The organism is Winogradskyella sp. (genome assembly GCF_965656915.1).
Taxonomy (GTDB): Bacteria; Bacteroidota; Bacteroidia; order Flavobacteriales; family Flavobacteriaceae; genus Winogradskyella.
In genome coordinates, this window is record NZ_CBFHMI010000004.1 from 16,447 (window position 1) to 34,086 (window position 17,640).

Annotated in this window: 13 protein-coding genes and 1 tRNA gene; 7 read left to right on the top strand and 7 right to left on the bottom strand. The window is 32.8% G+C overall.

Translation table 11 applies throughout. From position 1 onward, the window contains the following. Nucleotides 1-27 precede the first annotated feature (27 nt). The 3 genes from ACTG3Y_RS02385 to ACTG3Y_RS02395 all read right to left on the bottom strand — a co-directional run bounded on the left by ACTG3Y_RS02385 (nt 28) and on the right by ACTG3Y_RS02395 (nt 4,696). Nucleotides 28-1,128, bottom strand: coding sequence for a DUF4407 domain-containing protein (locus tag ACTG3Y_RS02385; protein ID WP_439151325.1), 1,101 nt, complete (start codon nt 1,126-1,128; stop codon nt 28-30). 137 nt (nt 1,129-1,265) lie between these two features. After that, the gene (locus tag ACTG3Y_RS02390) at nt 1,266-4,328 is read right to left on the bottom strand and encodes a M56 family metallopeptidase (RefSeq protein ID WP_439151326.1); all 3,063 of its coding nucleotides are present in this window, start codon (nt 4,326-4,328) and stop codon (nt 1,266-1,268) included. Nucleotides 4,329-4,330: 2 nt separating this feature from the next. Further along, nucleotides 4,331-4,696, bottom strand: a complete 366-nt coding sequence (locus ACTG3Y_RS02395; RefSeq protein ID WP_439151327.1) for a BlaI/MecI/CopY family transcriptional regulator — start codon at nt 4,694-4,696, stop codon at nt 4,331-4,333. A 122-nt stretch (nt 4,697-4,818) separates the two neighbouring features. On the opposite strand from ACTG3Y_RS02395, the gene ACTG3Y_RS02400 reads away from it, so the two are divergent. Beyond that, the gene (locus tag ACTG3Y_RS02400) at nt 4,819-6,207 is read left to right on the top strand and encodes a M28 family peptidase (RefSeq protein ID WP_439151328.1); all 1,389 of its coding nucleotides are present in this window, start codon (nt 4,819-4,821) and stop codon (nt 6,205-6,207) included. Between the two features lies 1 nt (nt 6,208). Here the strand turns inward: ACTG3Y_RS02400 and ACTG3Y_RS02405 are convergent, their stop codons facing one another. Continuing rightward, on the bottom strand, nt 6,209-7,597 hold the full coding sequence (locus ACTG3Y_RS02405; RefSeq protein WP_439151329.1) for a dipeptidase: 1,389 nt from the start codon (nt 7,595-7,597) through the stop codon (nt 6,209-6,211). Between the two features lie 105 nt (nt 7,598-7,702). Between ACTG3Y_RS02405 and ACTG3Y_RS02410 the strand changes: the two genes are divergently transcribed. Both ACTG3Y_RS02410 and ACTG3Y_RS02415 read left to right on the top strand, forming a co-directional pair. Continuing rightward, nucleotides 7,703-7,784, top strand: a tRNA-Leu gene (locus ACTG3Y_RS02410). Nucleotides 7,785-8,138: 354 nt separating this feature from the next. Further along, on the top strand, nt 8,139-8,468 hold the full coding sequence (locus ACTG3Y_RS02415) for a hypothetical protein (RefSeq protein ID WP_439151330.1): 330 nt from the start codon (nt 8,139-8,141) through the stop codon (nt 8,466-8,468). A 316-nt stretch (nt 8,469-8,784) separates the two neighbouring features. Here ACTG3Y_RS02415 and ACTG3Y_RS02420 read toward each other — a convergent pair whose 3' ends face one another. Genes ACTG3Y_RS02420 through ACTG3Y_RS02430 form a run of 3 tightly spaced genes read right to left on the bottom strand, consistent with a single transcriptional unit; the run spans nt 8,785 to nt 12,846 of the window. After that, the gene (locus ACTG3Y_RS02420) at nt 8,785-9,207 is read right to left on the bottom strand and encodes a DUF4174 domain-containing protein (RefSeq protein ID WP_439151331.1); all 423 of its coding nucleotides are present in this window, start codon (nt 9,205-9,207) and stop codon (nt 8,785-8,787) included. A gap of 35 nt (nt 9,208-9,242) precedes the next feature. After that, nucleotides 9,243-11,636 carry a DUF4982 domain-containing protein gene (locus ACTG3Y_RS02425; RefSeq protein WP_439151332.1) on the bottom strand — a complete coding sequence of 798 codons (2,394 nt, stop codon included), beginning with the start codon at nt 11,634-11,636 and terminating at the stop codon, nt 9,243-9,245. A 46-nt stretch (nt 11,637-11,682) separates the two neighbouring features. Next, nucleotides 11,683-12,846, bottom strand: coding sequence for a glycoside hydrolase family 53 protein (locus ACTG3Y_RS02430; RefSeq protein ID WP_439151333.1), 1,164 nt, complete (start codon nt 12,844-12,846; stop codon nt 11,683-11,685). 83 nt (nt 12,847-12,929) lie between these two features. Between ACTG3Y_RS02430 and ACTG3Y_RS02435 the strand changes: the two genes are divergently transcribed. The 4 genes from ACTG3Y_RS02435 to galK are packed head-to-tail and all read left to right on the top strand — an operon-like array spanning nt 12,930 to nt 17,637. Continuing rightward, nucleotides 12,930-13,928 carry a GntR family transcriptional regulator gene (locus tag ACTG3Y_RS02435; protein ID WP_439151334.1) on the top strand — a complete coding sequence of 333 codons (999 nt, stop codon included), beginning with the start codon at nt 12,930-12,932 and terminating at the stop codon, nt 13,926-13,928. Nucleotides 13,929-13,931: 3 nt separating this feature from the next. Next, a complete protein-coding gene (locus tag ACTG3Y_RS02440) occupies nt 13,932-14,825 on the top strand; it encodes an aldose 1-epimerase (protein ID WP_439151335.1) in 894 nt (297 codons plus the stop codon). A 13-nt stretch (nt 14,826-14,838) separates the two neighbouring features. Then, complete coding sequence (locus tag ACTG3Y_RS02445; protein ID WP_439151336.1) at nt 14,839-16,485, top strand: solute:sodium symporter family transporter; 1,647 nt, start codon at nt 14,839-14,841, stop codon at nt 16,483-16,485. A 3-nt stretch (nt 16,486-16,488) separates the two neighbouring features. Continuing rightward, the gene (gene galK, locus ACTG3Y_RS02450) at nt 16,489-17,637 is read left to right on the top strand and encodes a galactokinase (RefSeq protein WP_439151337.1); all 1,149 of its coding nucleotides are present in this window, start codon (nt 16,489-16,491) and stop codon (nt 17,635-17,637) included. The last annotated feature ends 3 nt before the right edge of the window (nt 17,638-17,640 follow it).

Below are 17,640 nucleotides of genomic sequence, written 5' to 3' on the forward strand. Positions count from 1 at the left end.
ATTCAATCTAAAAATAAGCACAAATAACTAAAGAATACCTTTCTGTTTGTTTAAAAAAGCATCAGCTTGATGTTGTAGTAATTCGCGTGCCTTCTTACGCTTGTAATTCATTATTTCTTCTTCATCAGCAATCTCGGTGTAGACCTTATTGTTGATGCTATTATCTGTTTTTAAGATAAGTTTACGTTCTGCTACTTGTTGAGACGTCCAGGTTTTAATTGTCGTTTCCTGATCTTCTAATCTAAAATCAAATTCACCTTTTGGTGATAACAATTTCGCGAAAATTGGAGAGGTTTCTATAGCAAGAAACAACAAGAATATAAAGAATGAATGTAGCCATGGTAGCTTACCCAAGGCATTAACTCTAGCCATTAAACCATCAAAATTGTCTATGATAGGTTGCGAATCGGCAACGTTAGCTTTATAATCTCCCTGCAAGGACCTAATTTCAGATTCTAAAGCCAAAATTTTAGCTTTATTATCAGTCTTCAATTGTTGCAACTCAGCCAAACCAGCATCATGCTTTTCACGTTTTTCCTTATATACAGGCCCTTTACCTAAAAGCTTTGTGCCAGCAGTACCTTCAGCTTCAGAAATATAAGTATCATATAATGTATTAACTTCTGTTTCCTTTGTGCTTATTTGAGATTGCAGGCCTAATATTTGATTTTCTAAGTCTGAAATTTTAGGATTAAACTGTTTAGCAATCTGATTTTGGTTGGCTAAGGTGAGTTCATTTTTTTGTTCTAATAAAACCTGATTGATTTCCTTCTCAAATATTTTAAGTTCTAGAGGCTTTGAAATGACTACAGCAATAATTACAGCCAACAATATACGTGGAGTAGCTTGTAGAATTTCATCCATGATATGGTCACTTTTTTTAATGGTAGATACAATGTAACGGTCTAAATTAAAAATGAGTAAACCCCAAATTAGACCAAAAAAGATGGACGTGTATGGGTTATCAAAAACAGTGTAAAGTGCATAACTGGCTGCTATTGTTGCCATAAGTGCCGTAAAAAAAACAATAGCACCTATGCCAGCATATTTATTTTGTTCGCCAATAGAACAGTCTTTAAGTATATCGGTATCAGCTCCTGAGCAAAGGATAAAGAATTGTTTTAACATGATTTGTTTGATTTTTGATTGATTGACTATTAGAACGCCAGAACTAGTTATTTGTTACATATTTTAATGAAAAAAGCCCTATCAAAATTTAAAATAGGATAGGACTAATATTAAAACTTAGGAATTCAAGCTTATTATTAATTTCGTTTTAATTCTCTTATGTGATTTTTAATTTTTTCATACATAATATCAATTTCACCAAATGTTCCTGTAAATTCTGACTTATAATCATTTATAATTTTATTATCAACCATAATCTTATCGTCAATCTCTAGGACAACCCTAATTGAATCTCCATTTTTCAAACTCTCAAAATTATCTTTAAATGCTTTCTTTAAGTCCCAATCGATTTTTTTAGCATTTTTAAGAGATGAAAATGTAAAACTCATTGCTTTTTGACTACTAATATTTGAATTATCTTCACCAGCCTCCTCTTTTATTTTGAGTGGTTTTTTGGTTTGGGTTAAGTTATTTTCTTCTTTTTGTTGGGCATTTGAGTCTGTTTTTGCTGGTGTAGCAATTATTTTGGCTCCTGAAAGTTCTTTTTTGTTAACATATATTTTTAGCTCATCTTGTTTATCTTCATTTTTAGAATTTAAATAAATCTTACCAGTACTTTTTCCATTATCATCTATATATTCGTAAGATGCCATTCCAACACTAACCTTCCAAGGACTAGATTTTGTAGTATCAATAGTAATAGGCTCATTAAAAATTTTCTTTTCTTTGGCTTTGGCCTCCTCTAGTGTTAAACCAGAATAAAGGCTGAATGGTTTTTTGGGCACACCTGATTTATTAATATTTTCATTATAGCTAATACTGTTAATCCAAACATTAGCTTTTTTAAGTTCTTTTTGAATGGTTTTTGCTAAGTCTAAATATTTATTTTTCTCCAATGCTATAGATGCAGTTACATATTTTCTATGGTCTTCATTCGATAAATTTTGATTTAGTTTTTCAACCTCACCATTAATAGCATCAAAGTCAATAATTTTTCCATTCAATTGTATGTTTTTATTGCTATCAATAATAATTTCAATAGGCTGAATTTTGACTGTTTGTTGGGTTGAATTTACGTTTGGACTATCATTAGATTTATTTTTTGGTGTTTCAGGTGCTGGTGGTGGAGGTGGTTGTGGAGGTGGAATATTTGGCCATGGTTCGGCAGTCTCGCGTTGTGCTTCAGTCATTAGGGTACTATAAATATTATAGTATTTATCGTAATCTTCTTTCTTAATTCTTGGATAGTAACTTTTGTTATTGCCAGACTCTGCTTTTTTTATAGCTATATTCATTTTTTTAGCCCAAACATCGTATTCTGCAATTTCAATAACTGTAGCTCTTTCTGGAGCTGGTGGTGGCGGAGGTGGAAAACTTGGCCATGGCTCTGCTACTTTCTTCTGAGCTTCTGTCATAATAGCGTAAATAGCCTTGTATTTATTGACCTCTTTTACTTTTACAATTGGATATTCATTAACATCATTATTAGCCTTTGCTTTAGCCATTTTATCATTTATGGCTTTAGCCCAAGTATTATAAGCTGCGATTTGTTTTTTTGTAGCCTTTTGTTGTTCTGTTACAGAAATATTTTCTTCTGTACCACTTATATCGAGATCTGGAAATGGATGCTCAATTGCTTGCTTTTTCTGTTGCACTGACATTCTATTATAGATACCAGAGTATTTTATTAAATCTTGTTCATTAATAGGTGGATACCACGTAGCATCTTTTGAAAGTTTTTTACTTTCAGCATGTATCTTTTTAGCCCAAACATTATAAGCTTCAACTTCTTTTTCTGTTGCTTTTTCTTGTTTATAGTTAGGATTATAGACAGTCGCTTCTTTTGGACTAAAAGCGAGTACGCTTAAATTAGGACCTAAAGCAGACATGATTTTTTCTACGATTTCCGCACTTACTCTAGTTTCAGTTTTTAGTCTTACACCTGTTCCAGCAAATTGTATAATGCTATTAAAATCTTCTTCTAAGGTTTTTAATGTTGTTTTTTTATTATTAAGCCATAGGTTTTGTTCAGAATCAATTCTTAGAACTGGTTCATTATAATAGAATAAGTCAGTTGCTTCCTCATCTGAATATGGAATAGGTCTTGTTTTAAAGATATTAAATTGAGTTTTCTCTTCATCTGAAAATGATTTAAATAAATCATCGGCAACCGATTTTAAGTATTTTGCTCTCTCGTCGTCAATGTATCTGTTATCATTTATAAATAATCTAACTGCTTTGTTATAGTTATCGGCAGCTTCTCTATACGTTTTAACTTTATCCAATTGAGATTTGGAAACATCAGATAGATTTGATGAAAGGTAATCTCTTTCAACATATTCTTTTTCAGCAAAACTGTAATAAAGAATTGCAATAATTGGCAAGAGTAACAATGCGCTTACCCAAATTCGGGTTTTGGATGTTTGTGTTTTCATAACTGTAAATCGTTTTTTGATGGATGAATAATTGATGGCACTCGAGAGTTGATAGTTTTGAGTGTTTGATGAAAATTGTAATAATATGTTCTGATATTTTTTTTGATCAATACCATTATTTAGCACGGCTTGATCTGCTAAAAATTCGTGATTTAATTTAATATGATGTTTTAAAATGTATATCAGTGGATGAAACCAGAATACAATCTGAAGTAATTCAATAATTAAAACATCTAGACTATGCATTTGCTTCGCGTGGGTTTCCTCATGAAGAATAACTTCTTTTGGTATGCTATCATTTTCAAACTTAGTTTTGTTCAAAAAGATATATTTAAAGAACGAATGCGGAATACGATAATCTTTTAGTAGTACATAAATGAAATTGCGGGCTGAAACCTTATCGTTAGTTGAAATCTGGCGATATAGTTTAGCCAGGTTAACTATAAATCGAGTTGCAAATAAAACAACACCTAGTCCATAGATCAACCAAAGGACACGTTCTAAAGTAAAAAGTGATTCCTCTTGAAGCGGAACTTCCGCTAATGAAGTTTCAAAAGGAACAGTCATTGGCATTTCCACAAAATTATTTACGACGGGCTCAATGTAGTAGGTAATTGTCAATAAAGGAATGGTTAGCGATAAGAAAACAGAAACTAACAGATAAAAACGCTTTAAATGATGCATTTTTTGGCGCTCTAGAAAAAGTATATAAACTAACCAAAAGACCAATAAACAAGCCGAAAATTTTAATAGATATATATCCATAATTACTTGTTTTTTATTTCTTGGTCTATAATAGACTTTAATTTTTCTAATTCTTCCTTGGTTAAGTCTGTTTTACGAGTAAAGAATGAAGCAAACTGTGAAGCACTATCGTTAAAAAAGGTTTTTATTAACCCATTAACGTGTTTAGAGAAATAATCTTCCTTTTTCACTAAAGGAAAGTATTCTCTGGATTTTCCATAAGTTTTGTAGTCTACAAAACCTTTGCCTATCATTCGCTTTAATAACGTAGCAACAGTAGTTGTTGCTGGTTTTGGCTCAGGATAAATTTCTAAAAGGTCTTTCATAAAAGCTTTTTCAAGCTTCCATAGATATTGCATCAGTTGTTCTTCAGTTTTAGAAAGTTGCATGTTCTACATATTTAGAATTAACTCTACAAATGTAGAATATAAAATTGAAATATCAAAATCATCTGGTCTAAAACCCTGTAAATGCTTATATTTGTTATCTTTAGAAGTGAAAATCCCAAATGATGAACAAGACATTTCTTTATATAATTGTTGCTTTTGTAACGCTGAATTTATCGTATTCACAATCAATACAAGATATTATTGATCAGGTGAATCAACCAAATTTAGAAACCAATGTTGCAATACTTGCAGGCGAGCAAGATGCCGTAATTAACGGAACACTTCAAACAATTCCTTCGCGGTTTAGAACAGTAAACGATTTAGCTGCAGATTTTATTGAAGAACAATTTCTAGCTTTAGATAATCTTACCGTTGAAATTCAAGATTTCAACACATCTGGTAAAAATGTCATTGCCACCCAAATTGGACAAACCAATCCGGACGATATTTATATGATTTGTGCACACTATGATTCGGTAACCACATACTGCGCAGATGATAATGCCACAGGTGTAGCCGCAGTATTAGAAATAGCAAGAATAATGTCCACCCAATGCACGGACAATACCATTGTATATGCTATTTGGGACGAAGAAGAAAATGGACTAAATGGCTCCGATTTTTATGCCGTTGAAGCAGCAGATACATCTAATGGCAATACTAGAGACAATATTTTAGGTGTTATTAATATGGATATGATAGGTTATGATGGAGATGCGCCTGGAACTGCAGGTGATAATGATTTTGATATCGATGTTAGAAATTTTGCAAACTCTCTAGGTATAGTTTCAGATTTAGAACAAATTTTAATGAATTATACGTTCGATTTAAATCCTCTAATAGTCAATCCAGGAACATCAGCAAGTGATCATTCGCGATTTTGGGCTCAAGGCTATTCGGCAGTTTTAGTTGGTGAATCTTGGGAAACAAATGATCAAACACCAGATTATCATACGTCAGACGATCGCACTGACGATATTGATTTTCAGTACATGACCGAAATCACCAAACTTGTAGCTGCCTATATTGCAACAAAAAGTGGTTTGGTAAACGTTGATAATACAGTAAGCCAGAATGCAACAAGTCTAATCTCTGATGATACTGCAGGTGCTTATCAGTGGTATAATTGTGATACGGATACTGCAATTGTGGGAGAAATTAATCAAACGTTTACGCCAATTTCAAACGGAAATTATTCAGTTGAAGTGACTAATGGATCTTGCATAGAACGCAGTGTATGTATTAATTTCAATACTCTGACTACCGAGCAATTTACCAATGAGGATGTAAATATCTATCCTAATCCTGTATCGTCAATTTTAAAAATAGACAATAATACAGGTGAAGAAATTTCTATAGAAATTATTGATATTTCAGGTAAGTTATATAATACCTTAAAGACTAAAAACACAATAAATTCTGTAGACTTAAGCGATATAGCAACTGGAGTTTATTTTGTAAAAGTTTCGACCCTATCAAAATCTTCAACCTACAAAATCGTAAAAGAATAGTCTATCCTTTTAGTTCTGTAAAATATTTGTAAAACCAAGGAATAGTTTCTATACCTTTAAGGTAGTTCCAAATACCAAAATGCTCATTTGGTGAATGAATGGCGTCACTATCTAAACCAAAGCCCATTAGAATAGTTTTACTATTTAATTCTTGTTCAAATAGAGTGACAATTGGTATACTGCCACCACTTCTTTGTGGAATTGGAGTTTTACCAAAGGTTTCCTCGTAAGCTTTTGAAGCAGCTTTATAACCAATATTATCAATAGGAGTAACATAGCCTTGTCCGCCATGATGTGGTGTAACCTTTACTCTAACACCTTTAGGTGCAATACTTTCAAAATGAGATTTAAATAATTCAGTAATTTCTTCCCAATCCTGGTGTGGTACCAGACGCATAGATATTTTTGCATAGGCTTTACTAGCAATTACTGTTTTAGCACCTTCACCAGTGTAACCTCCCCAAACACCATTAACATCAAGGGTTGGACGAATAGAATTGCGTTCGTTGGTGGTATATCCTTCTTCACCATAAACAGCATCAATGTCTAAAGCTTTCTTATACGCTTCTAATGAAAATGGTGCTTTTGCCATTTCTGAACGTTCAGCTTCTGATAAATTCTCTACTTTATCGTAAAATTCTGGTATGGTAATATGATTGTTTTCATCATGTAATGAGGCAATCATCTTGGTTAATACATTAATTGGATTCGCTACAGCTCCGCCGTACAAGCCAGAATGTAAATCTCTGTTTGGACCAGTAACTTCTACTTCAACATAGCTTAATCCTCTTAACCCTGTTGTTATAGATGGCACATCTTTGGCAATCATACCAGTATCAGAAATAAGAATGACATCATTGGCCAGTTTGTCTCTATTTGCCGCAACAAATTTTCCAAGATTAGCGCTGCCTACTTCTTCTTCACCTTCAATCATAAATTTGACGTTACAAGGTAATTCGTTATGAGCGGTCATGTATTCTAAGGCCTTAACATGCATATACATTTGGCCTTTATCATCACAAGCTCCTCTGGCGAAAATGGCACCATCCGGATGCAATTCAGTATTCTGAATTACGGGTTCAAAAGGTGGAGAATTCCATAAATCTAAAGGATCTGGTGGTTGCACATCGTAATGACCATAAACAAGAACGGTTGGTAAGTTTTTATCAATTATTTTTTCTCCATAAACAATAGGATAACCATCAGTTTCACAAATTTCGACATGATCGCAACCAGCGTTTTCGAGACTAGTTTTTATGACTTCGGCAGTTTTTAAGACATCATTTCGGTACGCTGAATCTGCACTAATTGAAGGGATTTTTAATAATTCTATAAGTTCATTTAAGAAACGATCTTTATTTTCGTTTATATAAGATTTAATGGATTGCATATTAATTTTTGGTTTACTACAAAAATAAGAATTCTAGGATGAATATTTTCTTATTTAATTGCTATTTGAATATTCAAAGTATTGTTTATATTTGCAGTCCTTATTGCGGGCGTGGTGGAATTGGTAGACACGCTAGACTTAGGATCTAGTGCCGCGAGGTGTGGGAGTTCGAGTCTCCCCGCCCGCACAAAAAAGAAATTAAGCTTCTCATACATTGAGAAGCTTTTTTATGTCTAATCTAAATTCGATTAGAAAGATTTTAGCGCTATTTCAATACGGTCAATTCTATCCATAATTTCGTTTCAAAATGACCAATATCATTTTCCAATTTTAAGAATAAGACTACATTTATTAACAGGTTAAATTCTAAAGTAAAAATAAGATTAATCTTTATACAATCATGCGTAGTGCTTGGCTTAAATATAATTGGATAGTGAGATACCAGATGATAGTTTTGGTTCTGCCTTTCCTCTTATTTTCTTGCTCCGTTTCTTACGAGAAAGACGAGGCTATTCGCTCTTTAAAAGTATTAAACAGTGATATGGTAAATTTAATGACGGTGACTTCTGAAATGTATGAGATTGAAGCATTGAAGTTTTTATATAATCAGGCAAATTCCCCTATTCCTTTCAAAAAATCAAAATACAATACAGATAATTCTCCTTTTATAATTGATAGTTTAAAAGGAACCTATAAATGGAATACAGAGATAAATGACTTTCAATTTAAAAAAGATAAAGATTTTATAGATGTGCACTTTCAATTGCCAGATATACAGAATAATTCTTTTCAGATTTTAGATTATAGAAGTAAAGCATATGCTTCAAAACCTGATTTTCCGACCAAAATTATTATGATTGGCCTTTATTAAAATTTCTCCTCGTTTAAATTCAATTTCACCTTCATGTAATTTAATCTCCTTAGAAATAGTATTTTTGGGTAAGCACGTGAGGGTAGCAAAGAATAAAAAAACTAAAAGGGCAATTATGTTCAACCAAGAATTATTAAAGATATCTACTAATACTTTTTTCATTTCTATATATGGAACTAATAAGTGATGTTTAATTTCACATCAAATTTAAGTCTATAATTTAATAGATCTTATGACCTAAGTCAGTAGCTTTAATTTGTTTACTTTAAAGTCTCATTCAAATAATATTTCGAATTCAAAACAGCTGAATGATTTGTTATTGTTTATTTTTGAGTTGGGCACGTCGCATAGGCATTCCATCAATAGTAGAGAAGAGTTGGTTTTTTGTGAGGAGTTTATTTTGACTAAGTTTAATCCCACCATCTAGACCAATAAGTACAATTTTAAAACAATCACCCTCACTGTTATAGGTTTTATATAACCCTGAATTGGTAATCCAGTTATTTGAGTTTAACTTATATTTAGAGGGAAGAACTTTATATACAACAAGTTGCCGTTCATCTAATCCCTCATGGTCTAATTCTAATTCTTTTATTTGTTCTTTAAACAATTCTGAGGTTTCACTGTTTGAAATAATAAGGATGATTCGATTTTTCCATTTATAATCTTTTAAGTCTTGACCAGATAAATTCATAGTAATGCTTATAAACAATAATAGTACGATGATTCGCTTTAACATGATGAAACTTATATTTCTGCGCTGTAATTAATTATTTAATTATCGGTAATAGATTTCAACTTTAATTTCGCATTTTTTAATCCTTTTCCTGTAACAATTAAATTAATTTCGCCTACATTTTCTGTGGACTGAATAAGTACTACTAATTTACCACTAAATAATTTCATAGTTGGCAAATGAAATAGTTCTAAAGAAGTTGCATCTCCATTACAAGCAGCTCTGAAAATGCCTTTTCCACTAACTTTAAATTTTAATTGATTTGTCGCTGTAGGACATGGATTTCCATTTTTGTCTACAACAGAAACCGTAACAAATGCTAAATCTTCACCATTAGCTTTTAATGTTTTTACATCTGAATTTAAGACGATCTGATGCGGTTTTCCAGCAGTTTTAATTTCTTTTTCTTCTGCAGGATTTCCATTCTTGTCTAGCGCAACAACTTTTAATGTTCCTGGTTTGTATTTAACATCCATCCACATTAAGCGATAGCGATTTTGAGGCGTTTCGTTATTTTTCTTTTGAATTCCTAAACTTTTACCATTTAAAAATAATTCTGCACTATCATAACTCGTATAAACAAAAACAGGTGTGATTTCACCTTCACGACCTTCCCAGTTCCAATGTGGCAAAATATGTAGGGTTTCATCATTCGTGTTCCATCGGCTTCTGTAAAGGTAATATCTGTCTTTTGGTAAACCTGCTAAATCATTAATTCCAAAATACGAACTACGAGAAGGCCAAGCTTCATCATAAGGAGTAGGTTCACCTAAATAGTCAAAACCAGTCCAGACAAACTCTCCAATAACCCAAGGTTTATCATCTTGTAAAACAAAATCATCATCAGGTAAATTAGACCAACTGCAGTATTCTAAATCGTAGGATGAAGACTGAAAATCATCATAGGTCTTCATAATACCCTTTTCAACAGGAAACTTGTAAATTCCTCTTGAGCTCACTGTTGAAGCGGTTTCAGAACCTAATAGGAATCCTTGTGGAAATTTCTCATAAGCTTCTTCATATAAATGCACGCGATAGTTTAACCCAGGTATATCTAGCAAAGCACCAAATCCAGATTCCATAGTTGCTTCCACCTGATCCATACCAACAGTTACTGGTCGTGTTGGATCTTCTCTATGAAAAATGTCTTGTAACCACTTCGCACGTTTTACACCTTCGGTTCCCCATTGATCTGGGACTTCGTTACCAGAACTCCACATGACTATTGATGGATGATTACGTGTGGCGTGTACGAGATTAACGACGTCTTTTTCTGCATAATCTTCAAAAAAACGATTGTATCCATTTTCTACTTTAGGTTTTGCCCATTCATCAAAACTTTCAGCTAAAAACATAAAACCCATTTCATCACATAGTTCAAGCTGTTCAATAGAGGGCATATTGTGGGAGCTTCTTATAGCATCACATCCCATATCTTTAAGAATACGCAATTGTCGGCGCAAAGCAGCTGTATTTACTGCAGTTCCAATGGGGCCTAAATCGTGATGTAAACAAACTCCTTTAAATTTTCTTACCTCACCATTTAAACTAAATCCTGTTTTTTGGTCGTAGTTAATGCTTCGAATACCAAAACGTTTTGTGGTTTCATCCTTTAATTCATTTCCAGAATATAATTGAGAAACAGCGGTATATAAGTAAGGAGTTTCAGGACTCCATAGATTAGGCTTTTCTACAGTAATATTTTGGTCAAACTCGTCATCAAATGGTACTGTAGTCTCATTAGAATTGACTTTTTTGCCATCAGCATTATAAATGGTAGTCAATAATTTTAAGTTCTCTCCAGAAGCTTTAGTTTTAATGTTGACTTTAGCTAATTCTTTAGTAATGATAGGTGTTGTTATAAAAGTTCCCCATTGCTTAATGTGGTTTTTATCTTTTACTATGACTTGCACTTTTCTGTACAAACCCGCTCCAGGATACCAACGTGAAGACAATCCAACATTGGTTAATTTTACGGCTAATGTGTTTTTGTTCGTATCATTGATATAGTCTGTAATGTCGAAATAAAAATAACTGTATCCATATTTCCATTCCCCAACTTTTTTACCATTTAAAAATACTTCTGGTTCACTCATGGCACCTTCAAAAAGAATCAAAACTTTTTTGTTCCTATTAAAGTGTGACAATGAAAACTCATTTCTATACCACGCTTCACCAATATATGGTAATGCACCAGTTCTTCCAGTTTTTTCAGTTGCTATGTTCTCACCATTTTGTGTTATGGCGACTTTCTGAATATCAATTTCTTTATTAAAAGGGCCTTTAATTGCCCAATCGTGAGGAACGGTTACTGTTTCCCATTTAGAAGCATCAAACTTTGAATTTATTGCTTCAGGATGATGTCCTTTGTTGAATTTCCAGTCTTTTTTTAAGGTGATTATTTCTCTAGTTTGGGCTTCAGTAAAAAACATTCCAGAGATTAGTATGAGAAAAATTAGAATTGAGTTTAGTTTACATCTAGTCATTTAGTGAAGCATTATAAAATTGCATACCCAAAGTAGCCTGATTATTGTTGTCAAAAAGTGTGGCATTATCCCAATGCGATCCTTGAGCCCATAAAGTATAACAGCCTGTAGAAACCCATGCAGGTTCCCAATAAACCAAACCTTGTCCACCTGCATTTTCTATTACTGATTTTAGCTGGTTAAGGTAGTCTAACTGTCCTTGTTGAGAAGCAGGATAGCCATTTATCAGTGCAGATGACCCTAAGATATTGTTAGCATTATCTGCATTTTCTAAGGTAAATGGATATGCAGTTTCAACAACCATAAGTTTTTTATTATAAGTATTTATTAATGTTGAAAGTGGTGTCTGAACATCATCTAAGCTGTAATCTGACCAAAGTGGATAGTAGGACAATCCAATCCAGTCAAAATCTGTAACACCATTATCAGTGGCCTGTTCAAACCACCAAAGACCGTTTTCAGGTTGTGCGATATGAAGCATGACTTCAATATCTTCATTTTCAGCTTCAGCAATGGCTCTAACAGCTGAAATACCTTTGTTTATCAATGCCGAATTTCTTACCCAATCGATAGGCCAAACTAAATCACCATCTTGAAGAATCATAGGATTAATCTCATTACCAACTTGCACAATATCTGGAAGTAAACCTTCATTAGATAACTCTAATAACGTGTTGTAAGTGTAATTGTATAGTAAATTTCCTAAGGCGTCTGTGTCATTAATTGAGTTCAACCAAGCAGCTGGTATTTGTTGTTTAGATGGATCTGCCCAAGTATCTGAATAGTGAAAATCTAATAGCACTTCCATACCTTGATTTTTTGCGTGCTGTATGGATTTTTTTACATCTTGAAAATTTGAGTAGTTGGTCCATGTAGGATTATGCCATAATCTTAATCGTACAAGATTTGCTCCTTTATTTTTAAAAATTACATATGGATCTTGCGCATTACCATTACTGTTTTTGTAAGTGGCTCCACAATCTTCCATTTCATTAACATAAGACAAATCTGCTCCATAATAAAATGCGGTTGGTGTTTCATTTATATCATCACCATCGCTAGAACTATTATCTGAACAGCCATTTGCACTAAGTAGCATTAGAGCCATGATGGCTAGTACTGTAAGGTAATGCACTTTTAATTTAGAATTTATCATAATTCACTGAGCTTTGCGCTAATTTAATAAAATAATTTTCACAAACCTACCAGTACCTACCAGTTTTTAAATATATTTGTTTTGTGAGCATTATTAGTATTGATAAAAATCTAGGAATACCTAAGTATAGGCAAATCATTCAATCTGTAGAGGATGGTTTGGAGCATGGTCATCTCAAAAAAGGGGACAAGTTACCTTCAGTAAATAGTATTAAGAACAGGTTTTCCCTTTCCAGAGATACGGTTTTTACAGCTTTTAATGAATTAAAGAAGCGAGGAATTATAGAATCGGTTGTTGGTAAAGGCTATTATATAAAAACAGAAGATGTTAAGATTACCAAAAAAGTTTTCTTATTATTTGATGAACTCAATGCCTTTAAAGAAGACTTGTATAATGCGTTTATAGATGCTTTTGGTTCTAATTTTCAGGTAGATATTTTCTTTCATCATTTTAACGAAACTATTTTTAAGAAACTCATCAATGACAATGTAGGTAATTATAATTACTACGTTATAATGCCAGCAAATTTTCAAAATGCAGCAGAAGTTTTAAGCGAATTGCCAAAAGAAGCGGTGTTTGTATTAGACCAAACTAATGAAAGGTTAAAAGATTATGCTTGTGTTTTTCAAAATTTTGAAAAGAATGTTTTTAATGGTTTGAAAGACTTGGAGCCTTATATAAAAATATACAATACGGTCGTTTTTATAAAATCTAAATCGCAACAACCAGATGCCATTTTAAAAGGATTTAATCACTTTTGTCAATCGAGTATAATTCCTAAGAATGAAATTTTAGAGCTTGACAATTGTAAACCCAAGCAAGGTGATATTTATTTTGTTTTGGACGATAGAAGTTTAATTGTTTTGATAAAGAGAATCCAAATTGAAAATTTAGTAGTTGGAAAAGATGTTGGAATTATAGCTTATAATGATTCACTTTTAAAAGAGATTGTTGAAGGCGGAATTACTACGATTTCTACAAACTTTACTTTAATGGGTCAGTTGATGGCAAAAATGATATTGGAGGAAGAATTCGCTCAACTCGAAAACCCGAATACCGTAATTGTTAGAAAATCACTATAAGTTTTGTATAACATAGTAACAGAAAATACAACAATGGACTACTTGGTTTTAACAAGTTCTGATACTGGCAACATAGTAAAAATCTGTTTGAATGAAGGAGGACGTATTACTAATTTAATTATAAATAGGACTGAAATTATTACTGATAAAACTAACAGAAAATATACAGAAGATTTTACGTCAGCGATTTTATTTCCTTTTGCAAATAGAATTAAGAATGGGGAATATATATTTAATGAAACTAAGTACAAATTACATTGTAACGAGAAATCGGGTAAAAATGCGATCCACGGATTGGTTTACGATAAATACTTTGAAGTTGTCAGTAAAGAAGCTAATCAAGATTTTGCAAGTGTAACTTTAAGCTATGAAGAACGTGATGGCTGTGATGGTTTCCCTTTTAAATACGCTATTATTTTAAAATACACTTTAAATAAAGATGGCCTTTCTCTTAAACTAGCAGCAAAGAATATAGATGAGAAATCTTTTCCATATACAATGGGATGGCATCCTTATTTTTTAAGTTCAGATTTAAGTAAAAGTAAACTATCCTTTCAGAGTAAGAAAAAATTTAAAATTGATTCGAATGGGATTGTAATTGATAAAGAAGATTTTAGTGAAGACATGGCAATAGATCTAAAGCATAAAACTTTTGATGATGCTTTTGTTTTAGATTCGCATATAGTCAACTTTATAACGCCTTCGTATCAGCTTCAACTAAAATCATCAGCCATCAATAAATTTTTGCAAATTTACACACCACAAGATACAGAAGCTATAGCCATTGAACCTATGACAGGTGTTGCTGATAGTTTTAATAACCAAATTGGAAAACAAGTATTAAAACCTAATGAAGAGGTGACTACAGAGTGGACAATCAAAATTTCAACTAACTAACTAAAAATAAATTATGCAATTTTTGACATTTATCGGTTTTACACTTATTGTTGCGATAATCTCCTATATAAAAACCAGAAAAACTGAGGAATCAACTTCCGATGGCTATTTTCTTGGTGGTCGGAGTTTAACAGCCGGAGTCATTGCAGGTTCTTTATTACTGACCAACTTATCTACAGAGCAAATTGTTGGTTTAAACGGGTCGGCATATCAAAGTGGACTATCCGTAATGGTCTGGGAAACGCTTGCGGCTATAGCAATGGTTGTTACAGCCATATTTTTACTGCCCAGATATTTAAAAGGAGGATTAACAACAGTTCCAGGATTTTTAGCAAAACGTTTTGATGTATCAACTAAAACATTAACCTCCGTACTATTTTTATCAGGCTATGTCGTGGTGTTACTTCCAGTAATTTTGTATTCTGGTTCTTTAGCAATTAGCGGCATGTTTAATGTCCCTGAGTTGTTGAGTGTAACGCATACACAATCGATATGGATTTGCGTTTGGGGCATTGGAATAGTTGGTTCTATTTATGCTGTTTTTGGTGGGTTAAAAGCTGTGGCAGTTTCAGATTCTATCAATGCTATTGGGTTGTTAATTGGTGGTATTTTAATACCAATTTTTGGGTTAATGATGATTGGTGATGGCAATCTTTTAGATGGGCTTTCAATCTTAACAACCGAGAATCCGGAAAAATTTAAATCCATGGGAAGTAAAACAGATCCTGTTCCCTTCTATACCATTTTTACAGGAATGATGTTGGTACAATTATTTTATTGGGGAACCAACCAACAAATTATTCAAAGAGCTCTGGGTGCTAAAGATTTAAAAGAAGGTCAAAAGGGATTATTATTGGCCTCATTCATAAAAATATTAGGTCCTATTATCGTGGTGTTACCTGGCTTAATCGCATTTCATGTCTTTCAAGGTAATTTAGAAACAGCAGATAGCGCTTATCCAATGTTAGTAAATAAAGTATTGCCTAATACCTGGATTGGTTTCTTTGCCGCAGTATTATTTGGTGCTATTTTAAGTTCTTTTAATAGTGTTTTAAATAGTTCGGTAACGTTATTCGGGATTGATGTGTACAAACAGCACATTAATAAAGATGCTGATGAAAAAACAGTTGTAAAGTATGGTAAGCTGTTTGGGGTAATTTTGGCAATTGCCGCTATGTTTATTGCTCCATTAATTGCCAATGCAGGAAGTCTGTTTGATTATTTACAAGAAATAAACGGTATTTATAGTATTCCAATTTTAACCATCATTGTTGTTGGTTATTTAACGAAGCGCGTTCCTGCGATTGCAGCAAAAATTGGTTTGGTTTCAGGTTGTGTACTATATATTCTTAGTCAGTTTATTTTACAACCTTATTTTGTTGAGAATGCTATAGAAAAAGCTAAAGGATCTGGGATTACAGACGAAACCGCATTAGCATTAACCGAAGCGCAGGCCTATCCACATTTCTTAGATGTTATGGCTATTTTATTTCTGTTAAACATTGGTATTATGTTACTGGTAGGAAAACTCTATCCAAGAAAAGAAGATTATATCCAGGAATATACAAAGCAGGTCGATATTACACCATGGAAATATGTAAAACAAGCAGGACTGCTGATCTGCGTCATCGTAATTGGCGTTTATATTTATTTTTCATAATTAATGAGCAAACAGCTAATACATAAGGTCGAGAATCACTTTAAAGCTGAGTTTAATGTAGAACCGTTAATGGTGTTTTCACCAGGAAGAATTAATTTAATTGGGGAACATACAGATTATAATAATGGATTTGTATTTCCAGCGGCCATAGATAAAGGCATTGCCATGGCTATTGGAAAAAGTGATACTGACCGCTCTACAATTGTCTCACTAGATATGGGTGAGCATTTAGTCGTTGATCTTAAAAATCTACAGAGAATTGAAGACAACACATGGAAAAATTATGTTCTTGGAGTCGTTTCTGAAATACTTAAAACTGAGAAAGAAATCACAAATTTTAATTGTGCATTTGCAGGCAACATACCAATAGGTTCTGGGTTGTCATCTTCTGCTGCATTAGAAAATAGTTTAGCTTTTGCGTGCAATCAACTGTTTGATTTGGGGCTAAGTAAAACGGAATTAATTCACATATCTCAAAAAGCAGAGCACAATTATGTTGGGGTAAATTGTGGTATTATGGACCAATATGCAAGTATGTTTGGAAAAAATAGTCATGCTATTTTTTTAGATTGTAAAACCTTGACTTCAGAATTGGTTCCTGTTCACCTTTGCGATTATGAAATTATATTGGTTAATAGTAATGTAAAACATGCTTTAGCAGAAAGTGGATATAATGACAGGTATGCTGTTTGTCAAAAAATCGTAAAGCTTCTTAATAAACCATCACTGAGAGAGGTTTCTAATGAAGAATTAAATGCTTTAAAAACTAAAATTTCACAATCAGAGTACAATAAGGGATTATATATTCTTCAGGAAAATGAAAGAGTAGTTGCCTGTAAGGATGCATTAAAAGAAAATGATATAGAAACTGTAGGTCAACTTCTTTTTGAATCACATGCTGGACAAAGTAAAATGTATGATATCAGTTGTATTGAGTTGGATTTTTTAGTCGATGAGGCTAAAAAGAACGACTCTGTTATTGGCGCGAGAATGATGGGAGGAGGTTTTGGAGGTTGCACCATTAATTTGGTGAAAAAAAGTAGTTCGAATAATTTTCAAAGTAAAATTTCAAAGACCTATAAGAAGAAATTCAATCGAGATTGTAGTATTTATAAAGTAATACTTAATGATGGAACTAGAGTTATAAAATAAAAC

What these genes read in the sequence shown, in the direction of transcription:
- ACTG3Y_RS02425 (WP_439151332.1), bottom strand. Translation starts at nt 11,636, where the DNA reads ATGTTTTTTACTGAAGCCCAAACTAGAGAAATAATCACCTTAAAAAAA.
- ACTG3Y_RS02420 (WP_439151331.1), bottom strand. Translation starts at nt 9,207, where the DNA reads ATGTTAAAGCGAATCATCGTACTATTATTGTTTATAAGCATTACTATG.
- ACTG3Y_RS02395 (WP_439151327.1), bottom strand. Translation starts at nt 4,696, where the DNA reads ATGCAACTTTCTAAAACTGAAGAACAACTGATGCAATATCTATGGAAG.
- galK (WP_439151337.1), top strand. Translation starts at nt 16,489, where the DNA reads ATGAGCAAACAGCTAATACATAAGGTCGAGAATCACTTTAAAGCTGAG.
- ACTG3Y_RS02415 (WP_439151330.1), top strand. Translation starts at nt 8,139, where the DNA reads ATGGTAAATTTAATGACGGTGACTTCTGAAATGTATGAGATTGAAGCA.
- ACTG3Y_RS02385 (WP_439151325.1), bottom strand. Translation starts at nt 1,128, where the DNA reads ATGTTAAAACAATTCTTTATCCTTTGCTCAGGAGCTGATACCGATATA.
- ACTG3Y_RS02445 (WP_439151336.1), top strand. Translation starts at nt 14,839, where the DNA reads ATGCAATTTTTGACATTTATCGGTTTTACACTTATTGTTGCGATAATC.
- ACTG3Y_RS02390 (WP_439151326.1), bottom strand. Translation starts at nt 4,328, where the DNA reads ATGGATATATATCTATTAAAATTTTCGGCTTGTTTATTGGTCTTTTGG.
- ACTG3Y_RS02430 (WP_439151333.1), bottom strand. Translation starts at nt 12,846, where the DNA reads ATGATAAATTCTAAATTAAAAGTGCATTACCTTACAGTACTAGCCATC.
- ACTG3Y_RS02405 (WP_439151329.1), bottom strand. Translation starts at nt 7,597, where the DNA reads ATGCAATCCATTAAATCTTATATAAACGAAAATAAAGATCGTTTCTTA.
- ACTG3Y_RS02400 (WP_439151328.1), top strand. Translation starts at nt 4,819, where the DNA reads ATGAACAAGACATTTCTTTATATAATTGTTGCTTTTGTAACGCTGAAT.